This window comes from Photobacterium sp. Ph5 (assembly GCF_022129445.1).
GTDB lineage: Bacteria > Pseudomonadota > Gammaproteobacteria > Enterobacterales > Vibrionaceae > Photobacterium.
The window spans coordinates 87,492-107,075 of the sequence record NZ_JADQAQ010000006.1 but is presented as its reverse complement, the minus strand read 5'-3'; the positions used below and the strand labels follow the sequence as shown (position 1 = coordinate 107,075).

Sequence of the window (19,584 nt, the reverse complement as noted above, 5' to 3'; positions counted from 1 at the left end):
TAAAATCAACAATGGTTAATATGCTGATTTATAATCACTAAACATAAAAAAACACGCACTACAGTTAAAAAAGCTATCCAATATGATATTTATCATAGAACGTAATATTACTGTCATATAACAAATGTAAAATGGTCACATAACTTAAGCTAACTATCAAATTTAGCTCTTTCTTCACTGCATTTAAGGTGTATATATGACATTGCGCCAAATCAACTTACTTTGTGCGTGTATCACGTTAGCGCTTTTGCTGACATTCGGTAATTAATACTGTTATTTCTCATTTTTTAAACACTTACTGATTTCTGTTTCATTATCTCAACTTGATCCACATCGATTCATCCCCATATATTTGGTATAGCCTTTAAAATAGCCAATGGATCGAATTACATGTACCAAAATACTGCGCTAGAAATTAATGAACAAAATCTGCAACAGGTTATCGAGCAATCGATGCAAACGCCTGTTGTGATCAGTTTTTGGGCGCCATCGATGCCTGAAACGCTAGAAGTGAATGCCACGCTAGAAAAACTTGCTCGTGAATACCAAGGGCAATTTATTCTTGCTTCGCTAAACTGTGAAACCCAACAAATGGTTGCTTCTCAGTTCGGTGTACGCGGGTTACCTACTGTTGCTCTTTTTAAAGATGGTCAACCTGCTGATGGCTCAGCGGGACCACAAACAGAGCAAACGTTACGTGACATGCTTACTCGTCACCTACCAAGCCAAGAAGAACTCGCATTAAAACAGGCATTGGTATTGGTTGATAATAAAGAGTACGCTCAAGCTCTACCGCTACTTCGCCAGCTATCAGCACAACTTCCTAACGATAGCTTAGTAAAACTCGCTATTGCTGAGTGTCTGATTGAAACGGCTTTATTTGATGAAGCCGAGCCGATCCTTGCAACAATCCCAATGCAAGATCAGGATGCACAATACAAAGGCTTAGTCGCTAAATTAGAATTACACAAGCAAGCGGGTAACTCGCCAGAGATCCAACAACTAGAACAAAAGCTAGCAGCCGATCCTGACAATGTTGAATTGCGTTATGAACTTGCCGTGCAATACAGCCAAGTAAACCGCAATGAAGAAGCGCTAGAGTTATTGATTACAATTTTACGTAAAGACATGAATTTCTCTGATGGTAATGCAAAGAAAACAACAATGGATATTCTGACTGCTTTAGGTCAAGGTAACCCGATAGCTGCCTCTTATCGCCGCCAGCTTTACTCTTTAATGTACTAATTCAATAACGTATAAATAGCAAAAAGCCCGATACGCTTTTAACTCAAAGAGTTTACGTATCGGGCTTTTTCGTATTTATTTATCGTAAAATATTACTTCTTACGATCACGCAGTGCCGACGTTAAACGCTTACGCTGACGCTCTTGAGAAACAGTTAGCTTCTGCTTCTTAGTCTCAAATGGGTTTTCGCTATTCTGGAATTGAATACGAATCGGTGTACCCATCATTTCTAATGACTTACGGTAATAGTTCATTAGGTAACGCTTGTATGAACCTGGAAGATCATTAACTTGGTTACCGTGAACCACGATGATTGGTGGGTTATAACCACCTGCGTGCGCATACTTAAGCTTCACACGACGACCACGAATCATTGGTGGTTGGTGATCATCTTGTGCCATTTGCATAATACGCGTTAGTAGTGATGTACTAATACGCTTAGTTGCAGATTGGTATGCTTCAATCACTGATTCATACAAGTGACCTACGCCCGTACCATGAAGTGCTGAAATGAAGTGAATACGCGCAAAGTCAACGAAGCCTAAACGACGGTCAAGTTCAGACTTAACACGCTCTTTCACTTCGTTATCTAAACCATCCCACTTGTTCACAGCAATCACTAATGAACGGCCAGCATTTAGTGCAAAACCTAATAAGCTTAGATCTTGATCTGAAATGTTTTCACGCGCATCGATAATCAGCAATACAACGTTAGCATCTTCAACCGCTTTTAGCGTTTGAATAACTGAGAATTTCTCAACCGCTTGGTGCATATTTTTACGGCGACGAATACCCGCAGTATCGATCAATACGTACTCTTGACCATCACGTTCCATTGGAATGTAAATAGAGTCACGCGTTGTTCCAGGCATATCGTAAACAACAACACGTTCTTCACCTAAAATACGGTTGGTTAGTGTTGATTTACCTACGTTTGGACGACCAATAATTGCAAGCTTAATTGGCTGCTCTTGAAGACGCTTATAGGCAGCTTCCGCATCCGCTTCAGAAAGGTTTGCTTTCTCAATATCTTCAACAGATGTAAAATCTTCAAGTTGAAGCTCTTGCTCTTCACCTTCTTCTGCTAGCTCTGCATTCAGTTTGTCAGAGAACGGTGCTAACGCGCGCTCCATCAATGCAGTAACACCACGGTTTTGAGTTGCTGCAATTTGGTACATTGCATCAACCCCTAAACGCCAGAATTCAGCACACGCACTATCCGCATCAATACCATCAACCTTGTTTACTACAAGGAACGTTGGCTTTTCACGGCTACGTAAGTGCTTAGCAATTGCTTCGTCTGCTGCTGTTAAGCCAGCACGACCATCAACTAGGAACAGAACAACATCAGCTTCTTCAATCGCTGCTAATGACTGCTCAGCCATTTTTGTTTCAACGCCTTCTTCAGTACCATCAATACCGCCGGTATCGATAACAATGAATTCATGCTCTTCTAGCTCTGCTCTACCGTATTTACGATCCCTAGTTAAGCCAGGAAAGTCAGCAACAAGTGCATCCCTTGTGCGAGTAAGACGATTAAATAGCGTCGATTTACCCACGTTCGGGCGCCCGACTAGGGCAACAACAGGAATCATAACTACCTCTTACTTTTCATAGTCTTATTGACATTTTTACCGTTCATTCTTGCCTCCAGCTCACAATTTTGTAAACCTTCATCCGACAATAATATCTTCAACGGATATAACAACAACGGCTCCAACTACATATCGCAGCTGGAGCCGACAAATTAATCTAGCGACATTATACCGTTTTATTGCGGTATTTGCATTTTGTTGATTTCACCATCTCGGGTCACAACAATAAAGCCATTATCGTCTAGTGCAACAGGCGGTACTGCAATACCACTACCGTCTATTGATTCTTGAGAAACAAACTCACCACTTTGGGTATCAAGCCAGTGTAAATAACCTTCAGCATCACCCACAACTAAATAACCATCAATCACAGCAGGTGCACTTAGTTGGCGGTATTGTAGATCAGTATTTTGCCATAACTCAGTACCGCTACGCGCATCGACTGCCACAATGTGATCTTTTGCTGTAACTAAGAATAGTTCACTACCATCAACTACAAAGTCAGTTGCTGAAGAATAGTTACGTTTCCAAGCAATTTGACCAGAGCGAAGATCAATTGATACTAACGTTCCGTTGTAGCCAACTGCGAATAAACGATCACCAGCAATAACAGGTGACGCATCAACATCAACTAAGCGATCAATTTCTGTTGAACCTTTTGGTGCAGCAATCAACTGTTGCCACAATAGACGTCCATCAGACATTAATGCGCCTGCTAAACGACCGTTCGCTAAGCCCCAGAACACACCACCAGAAACAGCAACCGGTGAGCTATCACCACGTAGTGTTAACGTTGGTACTTCATTACTGACTTGCCATTTAGACGCACCGGTTTCAACATCAAGCGCTTGTAAAATACCTAAACTGGTATTAACAACCACTAAACCATCAGCAACAAGCGGTTTAGATAACACTTCACCAGCAACAGTTGTACGCCATACTTCTTTACCTGTATCGGCATCTAGAGCAATGACTTTTGCATTGGCTGTACCAACAAACAGTTTGCCATCACCGAGAACAAGACCACCAGTCAACTTCGCGCTGCTGTCTTTTTCTAGGTCGGTTTCCCACTCAACTTTACCATTTTCAGGATTCAATGCTTCAATCAAACCATCACGATCTGCAACGAATACTTTATCAAATCCAACAACTGGCGTAAGTTTTGAGTAATAACCAGAAACACCGTTGCCTACGCTACGGCTCCAATCTGTTTTTGGTGTGAAAGTATTATCAACCTTTGGCAATGGTGCCATTTGAACTGAATCGACTTCACTTGCACAACCCGATAACACGCTTACTGCAACAGCAACGGCTAAAACACCTTTTAACACCTTATGCATCATCATCTGCCTTATTGCGCTAAATCATCAAGCTTCATTTGCAACGCAGGTGATGAACCTTCTTGCTGAGCTTCTACATATGCTTCACGTGCACCTGTAATATCACCTTTTTGAAGCAGGATATCACCACGCAATTCAGCAACTTTCGACTTCCAGCTTGGTACTGTGACTTTTTTAAGTTCAGCCAATGCTTCATCAAATTTTTGTTGTTCAGCATAAATACGTGCTAGACGCGTTGTTGCTAATGGCAAAATAGCCTCATCTTTGGTGTTATTGATCACCCATTGAAGTTGCTCAACCGCACCATCCAGATCTTTATTATCAACCTGAACTTTCGCTAGCTGTAGTGCTGTCAGTACCGCATATTGACTATCTTTATTAGCATCAATAAACGTTTTTGCTTCAGCGACTGCGTCTTTGCTGTTTTCATCAAGCGCAGAAACAACTTGTGTATAGGTGTCAGATGCAACGTGTTTTGCAACATGTACTTCAGACTGGTAGTAACGCCAGCCCCAAAGACCACCTAAACCAATCACGGCACCTAGAACAACGGCTTTGCCGTTTTCTTGCCACCACGATTTAATCGCTTCAACTTGCTGTTCTTCTGTGGCGTAGTCGTTCACTTCCTGTCCTCTCTTAAATCAATGCTGCCAGCTTTGCGGCAACCTCATCCTGTGCCATGGTTGTCTGCTCACCGCCGTGTAAATCTTTTACTACTACGGAGTTTTCAGCTATTTCATTTTCTCCAAGAACTAATGCAACCGCTGCGCCAACGTTATCAGCACGCTTAAATTGCTTCTTGAAGTTACCACCACCAAAGTTAGTCATCACTCGTAAACCTGGTACTTCAGTGCGTAGTTTTTCAGCTAGCTTCATACCTGCTGCTAATGTGCCTTCACCTGCTGTAACCATGTATACATCTACAGAACGACGAACTTCATCTTGTTCTAATGCTTCCATTAGTAATACTAGGCGCTCAAGCCCCATAGCAAAACCAACTGAAGGTGTCGCTTTACCGCCTAGTTGTTCAACTAGACCATCATAACGACCACCACCACAAACAGTACCTTGTGAGCCAAGGCTCTCTGTGATCCACTCAAATACAGTGCGGTTATAATAATCTAAACCACGTACAAGACGTTCATTTACTTGGTATTTGATGCCAGCAGCGTCTAATAGTTCACATAAACCCGCAAAGTGTTCTTTAGACTCTGGATCTAAGTACTCTGAAAGTTTAGGCGCATCTTCTAAAATTTCTTGAATTGCAGCATTCTTAGTATCTAAAACGCGTAATGGATTTGTGTACATACGGCGTTTTGCATCTTCATCAAGCACATCTAAGTGTTGCTCTAAAAATGCGATCAGTGCTTTACGATATTCAGCACGTGCTTGTAGTGAACCAATTGAGTTCAACTCTAAACGTACGTGCTCATTAATGCCAAGCTCACGCCATAGACGTGCAGTCATCATGATCAGTTCAGCATCGATATCAGGACCGTTAAGACCAAATACTTCCACACCTACTTGGTGGAACTGACGGTAACGACCTTTTTGAGGACGCTCATGACGGAACATTGGGCCAATGTACCAAAGACGCTGTTCTTGGTTGTATAGTAAGCCATTTTGGATACCAGCACGTACACAGCCCGCAGTCCCTTCAGGACGTAGCGTTAAGCTATCACCGTTACGGTCTTCAAAAGTGTACATTTCTTTTTCAACAACGTCTGTCACTTCACCGATAGCACGTTTAAACAAATGTGTTGATTCAACAATAGGCATACGAACTTCATTGTAACCGTATGCGCTGATCACTTGTTTAACTGTACCTTCGACTTTTTGCCAAAGTGGAGATTGTGTTGGAAGGCAATCGTTCATGCCTCGAATTGCTTGAATTTGTTTCGCCACGTTTATTCTCGTTAACCGCTGGGTATTAGAATCGAATATATAATTTCTTTTTGAAATAGTGAACCATGCTCACCGATATGAGCATGGTTTTTTGATTATATATCTTGTTGTTTTACATCAATGCGGTTGTTTTGATCTAACATTGATGCCTTTGCTCGAATTTTACTCTCAAGCTGATCAATCACATTATCGTTATCAAATCGCTCTTTTTGACGGATACCGTCTTCATAAAAAGCACTTTTACGATTACCGCCAGCAATGCCTAAGTGAGACGCTTCAGCTTCACCTGGACCATTTACGACACAGCCAATCACTGAAACATCCATTGGAACAACGATATCTTCTAAACGTTGCTCTAACTCATTTACAGTACTGATAACATCGAACTCTTGACGTGAACATGTTGGACAAGCAATAAAGTTGATGCCACGAGAACGAATGCGTAATGACTTTAAGATATCAAAACCAACTTTGATTTCTTCAACAGGATCAGCTGCAAGCGAGATACGTAAAGTATCGCCAATACCTTCTGATAGAAGCATGCCTAAACCTACGGCGGATTTAACCGAACCGGCACGCGCACCACCTGCTTCGGTAATACCAAGGTGAAGTGGTTGAACAATTTGTTTAGCTAGCTGACGATATGATTCAACAGCAAGGAAAACATCGGACGCTTTTACACTGACTTTGAATTGGTCAAAATTCAAACGGTCTAATATTTCTACATGACGCATCGCCGACTCTACCAGTGCTTCAGGTGTCGGTTCGCCGTATTTTTGCTGGATCTCTTTTTCAAGAGAACCACCATTTACGCCGATACGGATAGGAATGTTTTTATCACGCGCACATTCAACCACTGAGCGTATACGATCTTCACGACCAATATTACCAGGGTTAATACGCAAACAATCCACACCATACTCTGCTACTTTAAGTGCAATGCGATAATCAAAATGAATATCAGCAACCAGCGGAATATTCACTTGTTGCTTGATCAATTTAAAAGCTTCCGCGGCATCCATCGTCGGTACAGAGACACGTACAATATCAGCACCAACTTTTTCTAATGCCTTGATCTGTGCAACAGTGGCTTCAACATCTGTTGTACGAGTATTGGTCATCGACTGAACGGCGATAGGTGCACCATCGCCAATAGGAACATTACCGACATAAATTCGGCTCGACTGACGGCGTATAATTGGTGATTCGTTATGCATTGCTCTTTCTCTACATTACTGCGGTAACTTAAGTGTTACTGGCTTAGACGCAGGGTAACGACTTAAATCAAAAGGTTGACCTTTAATGTTAATTTTAACGGCACTAGGTGCGCCAAGTCGAACACGAAATGGGGCTTTACCTTCTAAATCTAATACTTGACCAGCTTTCTTGATGCCAGACTCTAATCGCTTACCCGTTGCATCACGCACATCTATCCAACAATCAGCTGAAAACTTCAACTGTAACTGTGGCGCAGTTGCATCAACAACAGGTGTTGCATTAGCTGTTGTTTCTGCATTGGCAGTAGCATCAGTTGCTGTTGATACTGATGTTGAAGCTGTTTCAGTATTACCAGCAGGTGTTGTTGACGTTTCTACTGTTGTACCCGTTGCAGCCGTCGATGTGGTTGTTGGAGATGAATCTGTCGCAGCATCAGCAGATGTTGTCGATGCGGCGGTATTTTGTTCAGTGCTAGTTGATGCTGAGTGATCAACATTGGTATCAACCGTTGCTGGTTGAGTAGCACTGATTGATGCATCATCACCGTTTAATGTGGTTACTATTGTGGCATCAGAACCTTGCTCTTGCTTTTTATGAGCAACGGTTTGTTCAGCAGTTGTTACAGCTACTGGCGCTTGTTCTAAATGAATATTTTGCCACCACCAAACAGCAGTTACACCAACAAAAACGGCAGCTAGAATCCATGTTAATCCCATAATGCGACTATCATGCGCTTCGCGTTTTGTTCGACGCGAAAAGCTTTGCATTTCTTGAGCTTTGGGTTTGGTGTGCCCACACTTGTCAAGCAACCCTAATACGGCTTCTTCTTCCAAGCCGACATATTTTGCGTATGAACGTACATAGCCACGTGTAAACGTGGCTAATTGGGCTTGATCAAATCGATTGTTTTCTATGTTATCAATAACAGAAATTCGCAACCTCAACCGGTTCGCAATATCCTTTTGTGAATAGCCAAGTTGCTCTCTAGCTTGACGGAGAACATCACCTGGAAGCTGTGTTCCTTCTGTTATTTTTTGTTCTTCATTATTTTCAGTATTCATTGGCCAAATAATTCTGATATTGCAGAGAATCTGGGTATTTCTCTTTCAACAAAATAGCGTATTTGTTTGACTGCGTTAAACGTCCAGCTTGTCTTTCCAACTGAATGAGTAACCACAAACTGTCTGCTGTGTACCCATATCTCTTATTAAATTTGAATAACTGTACGCGAGCATCTTTAAAATTGTTAGATTCAATTTCAACTTGCGCCAGTTGCAACATAGATCTCGGTCGGTACGGGTCATGGGAAAGCGCATTTTCAAAATAACCCGTCGCTTCTTCTAAATTACCTTGCTTACGACTACATAAGCCTGCATTTTCATAACTTGCCGAAATCAGATAATAATAAGGTTGTTCAATCGCTTTAACAAAAGCGGCAATGGCTTCATCATAACGCCCTTCACTACACAAGAATACACCATAGTTATTCAAAACATCGCCATTTTTAGGTGAATGTCTTAAAGCTTTTCGGTACATTTTCTCTGCAGCGTCTTTTTCGCCAACTTTTTGATAATAATAAGCCATCGAAATTTGTGCGCGATAATAATTTGGATCATATTTTAAGGCTATTTCCAAATTCTCTCGTGCACGCTCCCACTGGCCATCTTTTAAGTAGTTTAGCCCGAGGTTCAATCTTGCTTCTGAGGCAGCTTTAGCATCAAACTCTTTACCATTGTCTACCACATCAACTGTCGCACAGCCTGTAAATAATAGGCATGACAACAGTGGATATACGCTCCATCGTACCATTTTCGCTCACCTCAACATCCATGTGAAATTGCGCAGTTATTTATAGTAGTCTGTTTTTAGACCGCTTTTACTGCAATTTGTTCACCCGTATTTAATTTTGCTTGGGTACGCTTAGTACGGTCAATAACATCCCCTACTAACTGACCACAAGCCGCATCAATATCATCACCACGCGTTTTACGAACCGTTACTGTGAAATCATATTCCATCAGTGTTTTCATGAAACGATCAATACGAGAATTACTTGGCTTTTTATATGGCGAGCCAGGATACGGGTTAAACGGAATTAAGTTTATTTTTGCTGGCGTATCTTTTAACACTTTCGCTAATTGACGAGCATGTTCCATGTCATCATTAACATGATCTAACAACACGTATTCTACCGTTACTCGACCACGGTTCGCATTCGTTGAATTCACATAACGACGAACAACATCCAAAAATGTTTCAATATTCCAACGATCATTAATTGGCATGATTTGAGAACGCAACTCATCTGTTGGTGCATGCAATGAAATGGCTAAAGCAACATCAATCGTATCAATCATTTGTTCAAGGCCTGATACGACACCCGATGTTGAAACTGTAACGCGACGCTTAGATAAACCAAAACCTAAATCATCAAGCATGATTTCTAATGCTGGGATCAGGTTTTTCATGTTCAATAGTGGCTCGCCCATTCCCATCATTACGATGTTTGTGATTGGACGACGACCTGTTTCTTTTTGAATACCTACTTCTTTTGCAGCACGCCATACCTGACCAATAATTTCAGATACACGTAAGTTACGGTTGAAACCTTGTTGTGCTGTTGAACAGAACTTACACTCTAGTGCACAGCCAACTTGTGAAGAAACACACAATGTTGCACGATCTTCATCAGGGATATAAACCGTTTCAACATCTTGATCGCCAACACGCATTGCCCACTTAATTGTACCATCAGTTGAATACTGTGCTTCTGATACATACGGCGCACGAATTTCAGCAACACGCTTTAATTTCTCACGTAGCTTTTTATTGATATTGGTCATTTGATCGAAGTCATCACAACCGAAATGATAAATCCATTTCATGATCTGATCTGCACGGAATGGCTTCTCATTAAGTTCTTCGGCAAAGTATTTACGTAGACCTTTGCGATCGAAATCCAGCAGATTGATTTTGACAGTTGTCATCGGTTGGTGCCTCACTAAAAATGACTATTGCTGCGCCTTAATAACTCAGCTCTATCGATGGCTTTGTTATCTCGGGTTTAAGGCGCGAAATTGTACAGCCTTTATGGCATGGTTTCCACACTTAGACTCTATGGTTATTTTAGTGTTGCCGATTTCAAAACGCCACATACAACAACGGGAAGACAAACCTTCCCGTTAATAATATGGTTAACCTATTTTTCAAAGTTTAACTATTGGTCGTTTTCATTCAGACGTAATAGCTTTTAAACGCTGAATTAGCCACGTGGGCAGATTTCATCTTCTGCAAAAAAGTAAGCTATTTCTCGTGCTGCTGATTCTGGGCTATCTGAACCATGTACTGAGTTATGACGCATACTTAATGCAAAATCACTACGAATAGTGCCACATGCTGCATCTTCAGGATTGGTTTTCCCCATTAGTTCACGGTAACGTGTAATAGCATTATCACCTTCAAGCACTTGAACCATGACAGGACCAGATGTCATAAATGCCACTAAGTCATCAAAGAAAGGTTTACCCTCATGCTCAGCATAAAAACCTTGTGCTTTCGCACTGTTTAAATGCACCATTTTGGACGCAACAATATTCAAACCTGCATTTTCAAAACGCTGATAGATTGCACCAATTAGATTACGCTTAACCGCATCTGGTTTTACAATTGAGAAAGTTCTTTCGATTGTCATTATTATATTTTCCTTTTGAGTCTTATTGCTTCCAACAAACCAAAAATAAATACCTAATTTTTAGTTACAGCAACAAACCAGCAATATTAGCAAGACCTAGCCCTGTAGCGCCAGCAGCCCAGCGCGAATCTCCGCCATCTCGGAAACATGCCGCTAAATCAAAATGGATCCAACGACTATTTTCAGAGTCAACAAAACGGGATAAAAACGCTGCCGCATTGGATGCGCCTCCCATACCACCACCTTTTTGTACTCGGCTATTCGCGGTATCAGCATAAGGCGATGGACAGTATTCCTGATGCCACTTTTCTAACGGTAATGGCCATGCAGGCTCGTTTACTAGCTCGGATAACTGCTGTGCTTGTTGTAATAATGGCTTATCTAAACCAAAAATTGCATTATAGTCACTACCTACTGCAACCATTGCTGCGCCTGTTAACGTCGCGGCATCAATGATCAGTGGTGCGCCTGTCGCAGAAGCCGCAATTAAACCATCAGCTAACACTAAGCGCCCTTCAGCATCAGTGTTAACTATTTCAACCGTAACACCATTTTTATAACTTAGCACATCACCAAGCTTATAAGCGTTACCTGATACGAGGTTTTCAGCACAGCATAGGATCAACTTCACACGTTGACGTAGCCCTTGCTCTATCGCATAACCTAACGCCGCAGTAACCGTTGCGGCTCCACCCATATCGCACTTCATCGCGACCATGCCTGCGCTAGGCTTTAAACTGTAACCACCAGAATCAAAGGTGATCCCTTTACCGACTAAACAAGCCGATACTGGCGCGTCTGGCTCGCCAGTAGGATTGTAATCCACTTCAAGCATCACTGGTGGACGTACACTACCGCGTCCAACGTTATATATACCAACCCAACCATCAGCTAATAATTCATCACCCACAATTTGTTGTGCGTGAATGTTGTCTCCACCAATTTTTTTCAGAAAACATGTTGCTTCATGTGCTAATTTCTCGGGGGACATCTCTTCAGGTGTCGCGTTGACAGTTTTGCGTAGCCAGTCAGAACACTGACGACGAGCATTTAACAGCTCTAATTCATCTTCATCAATGGAAGCCCATTGAATGTCTACTCGTGTAAGAGTCGCAGCAAATCCACAGTAAAAAGCCCATTGACGCTCATAATTCCAACCATCACCCACTAAACGTACAGCTAGTGCACCTTGTGATTGAATTTGGCGACCAGCCTGTTGAATTCGACGTAATGGAAAATCACAATGATAATGGACTGTCGCACTATCTGACGCATAACTTAGTAGTGAATTTAATCCCCAAGGACCATTGGATTCTTCATTTGTTAAATACACATTGAGCATGATGAGATCTTCCTTTCTTATTCTGATAATGCAAAAAGCCTTCTTACAATAAGAAGGCTTTTAATGTTGATACGTAATTTATTTAGTTAAGATGTTTGCAAGTGTTCTTACACCCATACCTGTTGCACCTGCAGACCACTGATCATTAGCACTTTTACGGAAGGTACCGCTAGCATCAATGTGCATCCAACCTTTTTTATAATCATCAACGAAGTAAGATAAGAATGCTGCTGCCGTGCTTGCTCCCGGCATAAAATCACCACTTGAGATGTTGGCAAGATCAGCATAATTTGATGGCAACATATTACGGTGAAGATCGGCAAGTGGTAACGGCCACATACCTTCATTTTCTTCTGCTGCAGCTGTTAATGCAGTATGAGACAACTGAGCATCAAAACTTAATAACGCATGGTAATCATTGCCAAGCGCCATTTTAGCAGCGCCAGTTAACGTCGCACAATCAATCACTAATTCTGGATTTTGTCTGTTTGCGTAAATTAAGCCATCAGCCAAGACTAGACGTCCTTCCGCATCAGTATTTAAAATTTCAACCGTAGTACCATTTTTATACTTAATGATATCGCCAAGTTTTAATGCTCGACCTGAGATCATATTTTCAGCACAACATAAAATAAGTTTAATACGCTTGTTTAAGCCGCGCGCCATCGCCAATGCTAAACCACCTGTCGCTAATGCAGCACCACCCATATCGGCTTTCATCGCCGTCATACCAGCTGATGGCTTAATGCTGTAACCGCCAGAATCAAATGTAATCCCTTTACCGACTAAACAGGCAAACACTGGCGCATCAACATCACCTGTTGGATTATAATCCAGACGAAGCATGGCAGGACGATGTTCAGAGCCTCGACCTACTGCATGAATGCCGTTCCAACCTTCATCCAATAAATCATTACCTTTAATGATCTTATAAGTGACATGTTCTGGCGCTAATGATTTTATAAACTCACCAGCACGTGCAGCTAACTGTGACGGACGAACAACATCTGCTGGCTGGTTAATAATTTCACGAACCCATTCAGTCGCTTTAATTCGTGCTTGTAATTCGACTTCATCGCCATCACTTAACGCCGACCAAACCACACTATTACCAGGCTTAGATGTACGATGTCCTTGGATAAATGCCCACGTTCGTTCTAAATCCCAACCTTCACCTGAAAGTTCTACCTGTTTAATACCTTGTGCATCTAAACGGCGAGCTGCACGTTGGATATTAGCAAGTTGTTCATTTTCCATTAAATGAACAACAGCACCTTCTGCATCAAAACTTACTAAAGCATTTGCGCCCCATTGTGCATTCGCGGCTTGTTGAGTGAGAGAAACAGCCATGATAGTCGACATTAAAAACTCCTTGAATGTAGCAACTACGCAGTGTTAAACAGATACACGCGTTATATATAAATAGTTATGAGGGTAAAATACGCTGATTGCAATTAGAATTAAATATAATTGCCTATCAATAAAAATAAAAAAAGCACCTAATTCAATTGTTTTGACAATCAATTAGATGCTTATTCTATTACAAGGTTTTATTCTTCAGCTTCTTCAATCCAACACATTTGAATGGCTTCTAAAACTCTTTCACTACAGCGGGTTGGATCATCATCAAAATCATCTAATGCAAGTACCCACTCACTAAGATCAGTAAAGCGAATTGTTTTTGGATCAACATCAGGATGTTGTTCACATAGCTCAATAGCAATATCGAGCGAATCAATCCATTTTAAGCTCATCAAAATACCTTCTTATATATTGATAGATAAACTAATAATAACGCTGAGATAAAAAAAAAGGCTACCTAATGGTAACCTTTTTTATAATTAGTGCGCTGCCTCAGAGGCAAGATTTAACGTATAGCGTGGGATTTCCACCACTAAATCTTCATCGGCGACTCGCGCTTGGCAACCTAGACGAGATTCAGGCTCTAGTCCCCATGCTTTATCAAGCATGTCATCTTCTAGTTCATCACTTTCATTTAATGAATCAAAACCTTCGCGGATCACAACGTGACACGTAGTACATGCACAAGATTTTTCACACGCATGTTCAATTCCAATACCATTACGTAGTGCAACATCAAGGACTGTTTCACCTGATTCTGCTTCTAACACTGCACCTTCAGGGCATAGTTCTTCGTGGGGAAGTACAACAATCTTAGGCATGCTTAAACCTCATCAATAGATTGGCCAGCCAATGCTTGACGAATAGACTTATCCATTCGACGAGAAGCAAATTCTTGGCTCGCTTTATCTGTTTTCTTAATTCCAGCTTCAATAGCGCGAGAATCTGATCCCTGACGCAATTGAACTAGTTCCATCATTACTGTTTCTAATTCGGCACGCTCTTGTGTGCTCAATAAGGTATCACCATCAGCGGCAAGCGCTGCGATTAACCCTTCTAAAACACGATCTGCTTCCACTTGCTGTTCTGCCAATGCACGTGCATCTTTATCATCTTGTGCATAGGTCATTGAATCACGAAGCATAGTCGCAATTTCATCTTCAGATAAGCCATAAGAAGGTTTAACTTGGATAGAGGATTGTACGCCACTGCTCTTTTCCATTGCTGTAACTGACAATAAACCATCAGCATCAACTTGGTAAGTAACACGAATATGAGCAGCACCCGCAGCCATTGCTGGAATACCACGTAGGGTAAATCGTGCTAGAGAACGACAATCACTCACCATTTCACGTTCACCTTGTACAACGTGAACAGACATTGCCGTTTGACCATCTTTAAACGTGGTAAACTCTTGTGCACGGGCAACAGGTATCGTCGTATTACGAGGAATAATTTTCTCAATCATGCCTCCCATCGTTTCAATACCTAGTGAAAGTGGGATCACATCAAGCAATAACATATCAGAATCAGGCTTATTACCCACCAAAATATCAGCTTGAATCGCAGCACCAATCGCAACCACTTTGTCAGGATCGATAGAGGTTAACGGTGTTTTACCGAAGTAATCACCCACCATATCACGAACCAATGGTACACGTGTTGAACCGCCAACCATTACTGTTTCAATCACTTCATCAGTAGTGATATCCGCATCTTTTAATGCGCGACGACATGCCATTAGCGTTTTTTTCACTAATGGTTTAATCAGTGCATCGAACTGCTCACGGTTAATCTCACCTTGCCATCCTAAGACATCAAGCTCAACGCTATCAGCATCAGTCAACGCCACTTTTGCCGCTTGGGCTGTGTCTTGTAGCGCGCGGCGTTGCTGCGCTGTAAGTGCATCAGTGTAACCCGCTTGATCTAAGATCCACGTAGCTAACAAGTGATCAAAGTCATCACCACCTAATGCCGAATCACCGCCCGTCGCTAATACCTCAAATACACCTTTAGAAAGACGTAAAATAGAAATATCAAACGTACCACCACCTAAATCGTAGACAGCAATTACGCCTTCTTGGCCTGAATCTAAACCATAGGCAATCGCGGCAGCTGTTGGTTCATTAAGTAAACGAAGCACATTGAGGTTAGCTAATTTCGCTGCATCTTTTGTACCTGCGCGTTGCGCATCATCAAAATAAGCAGGGACCGTAATTACCACACCTTCAAGCTCACCACCCAGCGTATCAACCGCACGTTGACTTAATGATTTAAGGATTTCAGCAGAAACCTGAACAGGATTTATATTGCCACTACGCGTAATAAGCTGAGGTAATCCATTATCTGATGCTTCAAATTGGTATGGTAGTTGCGGGTAACGTTGTTCAATATCAGCCAGTGAACGTCCCATTAGACGCTTAACTGATAGGATCGTGTTAGTTGGATCTTGTTGAGCAAAAGCGCGGGCTGCATCACCGGTTAAGACTTCATTGTCACCGAAATGAACGACAGAAGGTAAAATCGCACGACCCTCAGTATCATTTAATGTTTCTGCAACGCCACTGCGAACCGCAGCAACAAGTGAATTCGTTGTACCTAGATCTATACCCACAGCCAACTTGTGTTGATGCGGTGCAGCACTTTGACCCGGTTCAGCAATCTGTAACAGTGCCATTGTCATTCCTATCTAAATAACGCATGTGGATGATTAATCGAATAGCGACTCTTCAAGGCGCTCAACTTCATCACGCAATTTTACAATAAATTTTAATTTTCGTACGCCATCAGCCGCTTCGAGCCATTGTTCATTATTCAATAACTCAGCAAGTTGCGCCAATTGTTCTTTATACATCGCAGAAGCTTGCTGCTCAAAATCAAATAACGCACTTTCAGGATCTGATGAATCAGGAATCGCTTCTAATGCTTCACGCAACTCCATTTGCTGCATTAAAAAATCCATATCTTGCAAGGTTTTTTGTTCACCACGAATATCTTCATCACGCTCAGCCAACATGTATTCGGCACGTGATACCGGATTTTTTAACGTTTGAAATGCATCGTTAATTTGCGCAGCTTTTTGAACTGACAACAAACGATCACGTACGGACGCTGTCGCATAATTATCAGGGTGAAAGCGACGCTGTAATTCTCGAAACTGACTGGCAAGAAGGCTGTTATCCAATTCAAACAGGAAAGGTAACCCGAATAATTCGAAATGATTCATATTACGACCATTAATAAAAATTAAACCTGACAACTAACTCGCCAAAGACGATTAGCAGTCAGGTTCAACTGAAACACTAAAAACGTTTATACGTTGAAGCTTTCGCCACAACCACATTCGCTAGATACGTTAGGGTTGTTAAACTGAAAACCTTCATTTAGGCCTTCTTTGGCAAAATCTAATTCAGTTCCATCAAGGTAAACTAAACTTTTTGCATCAACGATAATTTTAACGCCTTTTTCATCGAAGACTTGATCCCCTTCATCGAGTTCATCTACAAACTCAAGGATATAAGCCATTCCAGAACATCCTGAAGTGCGAACACCTAGTCGTAAACCAAGGCCTTTGCCACGATTAGCTAAAAAAGTCGATACGCGACTTGCTGCCGCTTCAGTGATAGTAATGGCCATACAACAAACCTCAGAAAGTTATTTTTGCTCGTGTTTCTTTTTATAATCGCTAACTGCCGCTTTAATTGCATCTTCTGCAAGAATTGAGCAGTGAACTTTAACCGGTGGCAACTCAAGTTCTTCAGCAATTGCAGAGTTCTTGATTGATGCGGCTTCATCTAATGTTTTGCCTTTAACCCACTCAGTGATAAGTGAACTAGAAGCAATTGCAGAACCACAACCGTAGGTTTTGAATTTTGCATCTTCGATAATGCCTTCTTCAGTTACTTTTATCTGAAGTTTCATTACATCGCCACATGCTGGTGCACCCACCATGCCGCTACCTACATTTTGATCATCTTTGTCAAATGAACCCACGTTACGCGGATTTTCATAATGATCGATGACTTTTTCACTATATGCCATGATAAATTTCCTCGAAAACAGTCTAACCGCAGATTAGTGGTGTGCCCACTCAACTGTGTTTAAATCAATACCTTCTTTATGCATATCCCAAAGTGGTGACATTTCGCGTAGTTTATCTACTGCACCTTTAATTTGAGCGGCTGCATAATCAATTTCTTCTTCCGTCGTGAAACGACCAAATGAGAAACGAATAGAGCTATGTGCTAGTTCATCATTAAGACCTAATGCACGAAGTACATAAGAAGGCTCTAAACTTGCTGATGTACAAGCTGAACCTGATGATACAGCAAGATCTTTTAATGCCATTAACAGAGATTCGCCTTCAACGAACGCAAAGCTAATGTTCAAGTTTTGGGGTACGCGTTGCTCTAAGTCACCGTTAATAGACATTTCTTCAATGCCTTCTAAACGCATTAACAAACGATCACGTAATTTAACCGCATGCTGATAATCTTGTTCCATTTCTTCTTTAGCAATACGGAATGCTTCACCCATACCCACGATTTGGTGAGTTGGTAGTGTACCAGAGCGGAAACCGCGCTCATGACCGCCACCATGCATTTGCGCTTCTAGGCGAATACGTGGCTTACGGCGAACATATAGTGCACCAATACCTTTAGGACCATAAATTTTGTGCGCAGAGAAAGAAATTAAATCAACTTTCATTGCTTGTACATCAATTGGTAATTTACCTGCTGACTGTGCAGCATCTACGTGGAAAACTGTTTTATTTTCACGACATAGTTCACCAATTGCAGTGATATCTTGTACCACACCAATTTCATTGTTCACATGCATAATTGAAACTAGAACTGTGTCTTCACGCATAGCATCGCGTAGCTTAGCTAAATCAATCAAACCGTTTGATTCTGGCTCAAGGTATGTAACCTCAAAACCTTCACGCTCTAGCTGACGACATGGGTCAAGAACCGCTTTATGTTCTGTTTTGCAGGTAATAACGTGCTTACCTTTTTTGCTATAAAAGTGTGCAGCGCCTTTAATCGCTAAGTTATCAGATTCCGTTGCACCAGAGGTAAATACGATCTCACGAGGATCTGCATTTACTAAATCAGCGATATGTTCACGAGCAGTATCTACTGCTTCTTCTGCTTGCCAACCATAACGGTGAGAGCGTGACGCTGGGTTACCGAAGTTACCTTCCATAGTTAGGCACTGCATCATTTTCTCGGCAACGCGAGGATCAACAGGGCAAGTAGCTGAGTAATCAAAATATATTGGCAGTTTCATTTTCTTCTCCGAAAACACGAACGTCTGGTCTCTAGGAGCGGACATCGACACCTATTGTGGCGCTGTCGTGTGATTTTTTATGTCCAAAAGATGCTTTGCTATTTCCTTGTAGGATTTCATCCTGACGATCAGAAATGCTTTGTACATCATTATCTTTCATCAACTCACCAAGAGTGATGTTATTTAAAAAGCCGCTAATGCGATCACTTAGGTCATGCCATAACGTATGAGTTAAACAACGAGCACCACCTTGGCAGTCCCCTTTTCCATGACACTTGGTTGCATCAACTGATTCATCAACCGCTGCGATAACCATACCGACAGCAATATCCGATGCTTCTTCGCCTAAACGGTAACCACCGCCAGGACCACGTACACTGGTTACTAGACCTGCTTTGCGAAGACGCGAAAATAATTGTTCTAAGTAAGACAGCGATATTCCTTGGCGCTCTGAAATATCCGCTAATGGAACCGGTCCATTATGCGAGTGTAATGCAACATCTAACATTGCTGTTACCGCGTATCTTCCCTTTGAAGTCAACTTCATAACACTGCTACCTGCTTGAATATTTTAAGCAAGCTTCTCATAACCAACCA

Annotated in this window: 20 protein-coding genes; 1 reads left to right on the top strand and 19 read right to left on the bottom strand. The window is 41.7% G+C overall.

Annotated features, from left to right (window positions below):
- The first annotated feature begins 390 nt into the window (after positions 1-390).
- Positions 391-1,245, top strand: a complete 855-nt coding sequence (locus I3259_RS04125; RefSeq protein WP_238028457.1) for a co-chaperone YbbN — start codon at positions 391-393, stop codon at positions 1,243-1,245.
- A 92-nt stretch (positions 1,246-1,337) separates the two neighbouring features.
- On the opposite strand, the gene der is transcribed toward I3259_RS04125, so the two are convergent.
- From der to iscR, 19 genes are all read right to left on the bottom strand, one after another.
- A complete protein-coding gene (gene der / locus I3259_RS04120; RefSeq protein ID WP_238028456.1) occupies positions 1,338-2,840 on the bottom strand; it encodes a ribosome biogenesis GTPase Der in 1,503 nt (500 codons plus the stop codon).
- A 176-nt stretch (positions 2,841-3,016) separates the two neighbouring features.
- Entirely contained in the window at positions 3,017-4,180 is a 1,164-nt protein-coding gene (gene bamB, locus I3259_RS04115) for an outer membrane protein assembly factor BamB (protein WP_238028455.1), read from the bottom strand.
- A gap of 11 nt (positions 4,181-4,191) precedes the next feature.
- Positions 4,192-4,803 carry a YfgM family protein gene (locus I3259_RS04110; RefSeq protein WP_238028454.1) on the bottom strand — a complete coding sequence of 204 codons (612 nt, stop codon included), beginning with the start codon at positions 4,801-4,803 and terminating at the stop codon, positions 4,192-4,194.
- A gap of 13 nt (positions 4,804-4,816) precedes the next feature.
- Positions 4,817-6,085 carry a histidine--tRNA ligase gene (gene hisS / locus I3259_RS04105; RefSeq protein WP_238028453.1) on the bottom strand — a complete coding sequence of 423 codons (1,269 nt, stop codon included), beginning with the start codon at positions 6,083-6,085 and terminating at the stop codon, positions 4,817-4,819.
- Positions 6,086-6,180: 95 nt separating this feature from the next.
- Positions 6,181-7,302 (bottom strand): flavodoxin-dependent (E)-4-hydroxy-3-methylbut-2-enyl-diphosphate synthase, encoded by a 1,122-nt coding sequence (ispG, locus tag I3259_RS04100; RefSeq protein WP_238028452.1) that lies wholly within the window; start codon positions 7,300-7,302, stop codon positions 6,181-6,183.
- 15 nt (positions 7,303-7,317) lie between these two features.
- A complete protein-coding gene (rodZ, locus tag I3259_RS04095; RefSeq protein WP_238028451.1) occupies positions 7,318-8,364 on the bottom strand; it encodes a cytoskeleton protein RodZ in 1,047 nt (348 codons plus the stop codon).
- Entirely contained in the window at positions 8,354-9,112 is a 759-nt protein-coding gene (gene pilW, locus I3259_RS04090; RefSeq protein ID WP_238028450.1) for a type IV pilus biogenesis/stability protein PilW, read from the bottom strand. The genes rodZ and pilW overlap by 11 nt, the downstream gene beginning before the upstream one ends.
- Positions 9,113-9,168: 56 nt before the next feature.
- Positions 9,169-10,290 (bottom strand): bifunctional tRNA (adenosine(37)-C2)-methyltransferase TrmG/ribosomal RNA large subunit methyltransferase RlmN, encoded by a 1,122-nt coding sequence (locus I3259_RS04085; RefSeq protein WP_238028449.1) that lies wholly within the window; start codon positions 10,288-10,290, stop codon positions 9,169-9,171.
- 275 nt (positions 10,291-10,565) lie between these two features.
- Positions 10,566-10,994, bottom strand: a complete 429-nt coding sequence (gene ndk / locus I3259_RS04080) for a nucleoside-diphosphate kinase (protein WP_238028448.1) — start codon at positions 10,992-10,994, stop codon at positions 10,566-10,568.
- Between the two features lie 64 nt (positions 10,995-11,058).
- The gene (pepB, locus tag I3259_RS04075; RefSeq protein ID WP_238028447.1) at positions 11,059-12,336 is read right to left on the bottom strand and encodes an aminopeptidase PepB; all 1,278 of its coding nucleotides are present in this window, start codon (positions 12,334-12,336) and stop codon (positions 11,059-11,061) included.
- Between the two features lie 78 nt (positions 12,337-12,414).
- Complete coding sequence (pepB, locus tag I3259_RS04070; protein WP_238028446.1) at positions 12,415-13,698, bottom strand: aminopeptidase PepB; 1,284 nt, start codon at positions 13,696-13,698, stop codon at positions 12,415-12,417.
- A 188-nt stretch (positions 13,699-13,886) separates the two neighbouring features.
- Positions 13,887-14,090 carry a Fe-S cluster assembly protein IscX gene (gene iscX / locus I3259_RS04065; protein WP_238028445.1) on the bottom strand — a complete coding sequence of 68 codons (204 nt, stop codon included), beginning with the start codon at positions 14,088-14,090 and terminating at the stop codon, positions 13,887-13,889.
- 87 nt (positions 14,091-14,177) lie between these two features.
- Positions 14,178-14,519 (bottom strand): ISC system 2Fe-2S type ferredoxin, encoded by a 342-nt coding sequence (gene fdx / locus I3259_RS04060; protein WP_005369292.1) that lies wholly within the window; start codon positions 14,517-14,519, stop codon positions 14,178-14,180.
- 2 nt (positions 14,520-14,521) lie between these two features.
- On the bottom strand, positions 14,522-16,375 hold the full coding sequence (hscA, locus tag I3259_RS04055) for a Fe-S protein assembly chaperone HscA (protein ID WP_238028444.1): 1,854 nt from the start codon (positions 16,373-16,375) through the stop codon (positions 14,522-14,524).
- Positions 16,376-16,408: 33 nt separating this feature from the next.
- Positions 16,409-16,924: a co-chaperone HscB gene (hscB, locus tag I3259_RS04050; protein ID WP_238028443.1), complete on the bottom strand. Its 516-nt coding sequence runs from the start codon at positions 16,922-16,924 to the stop codon at positions 16,409-16,411.
- A gap of 86 nt (positions 16,925-17,010) precedes the next feature.
- Positions 17,011-17,334 (bottom strand): iron-sulfur cluster assembly protein IscA, encoded by a 324-nt coding sequence (gene iscA, locus I3259_RS04045; protein ID WP_005369297.1) that lies wholly within the window; start codon positions 17,332-17,334, stop codon positions 17,011-17,013.
- Positions 17,335-17,352: 18 nt separating this feature from the next.
- Positions 17,353-17,739 carry a Fe-S cluster assembly scaffold IscU gene (gene iscU / locus I3259_RS04040; protein ID WP_006646316.1) on the bottom strand — a complete coding sequence of 129 codons (387 nt, stop codon included), beginning with the start codon at positions 17,737-17,739 and terminating at the stop codon, positions 17,353-17,355.
- Positions 17,740-17,772: 33 nt separating this feature from the next.
- A complete protein-coding gene (locus I3259_RS04035) occupies positions 17,773-18,987 on the bottom strand; it encodes an IscS subfamily cysteine desulfurase (RefSeq protein ID WP_238028442.1) in 1,215 nt (404 codons plus the stop codon).
- A 31-nt stretch (positions 18,988-19,018) separates the two neighbouring features.
- Positions 19,019-19,534, bottom strand: a complete 516-nt coding sequence (iscR, locus tag I3259_RS04030) for a Fe-S cluster assembly transcriptional regulator IscR (RefSeq protein ID WP_107206458.1) — start codon at positions 19,532-19,534, stop codon at positions 19,019-19,021.
- Between the last annotated feature and the right edge of the window lie 50 nt (positions 19,535-19,584).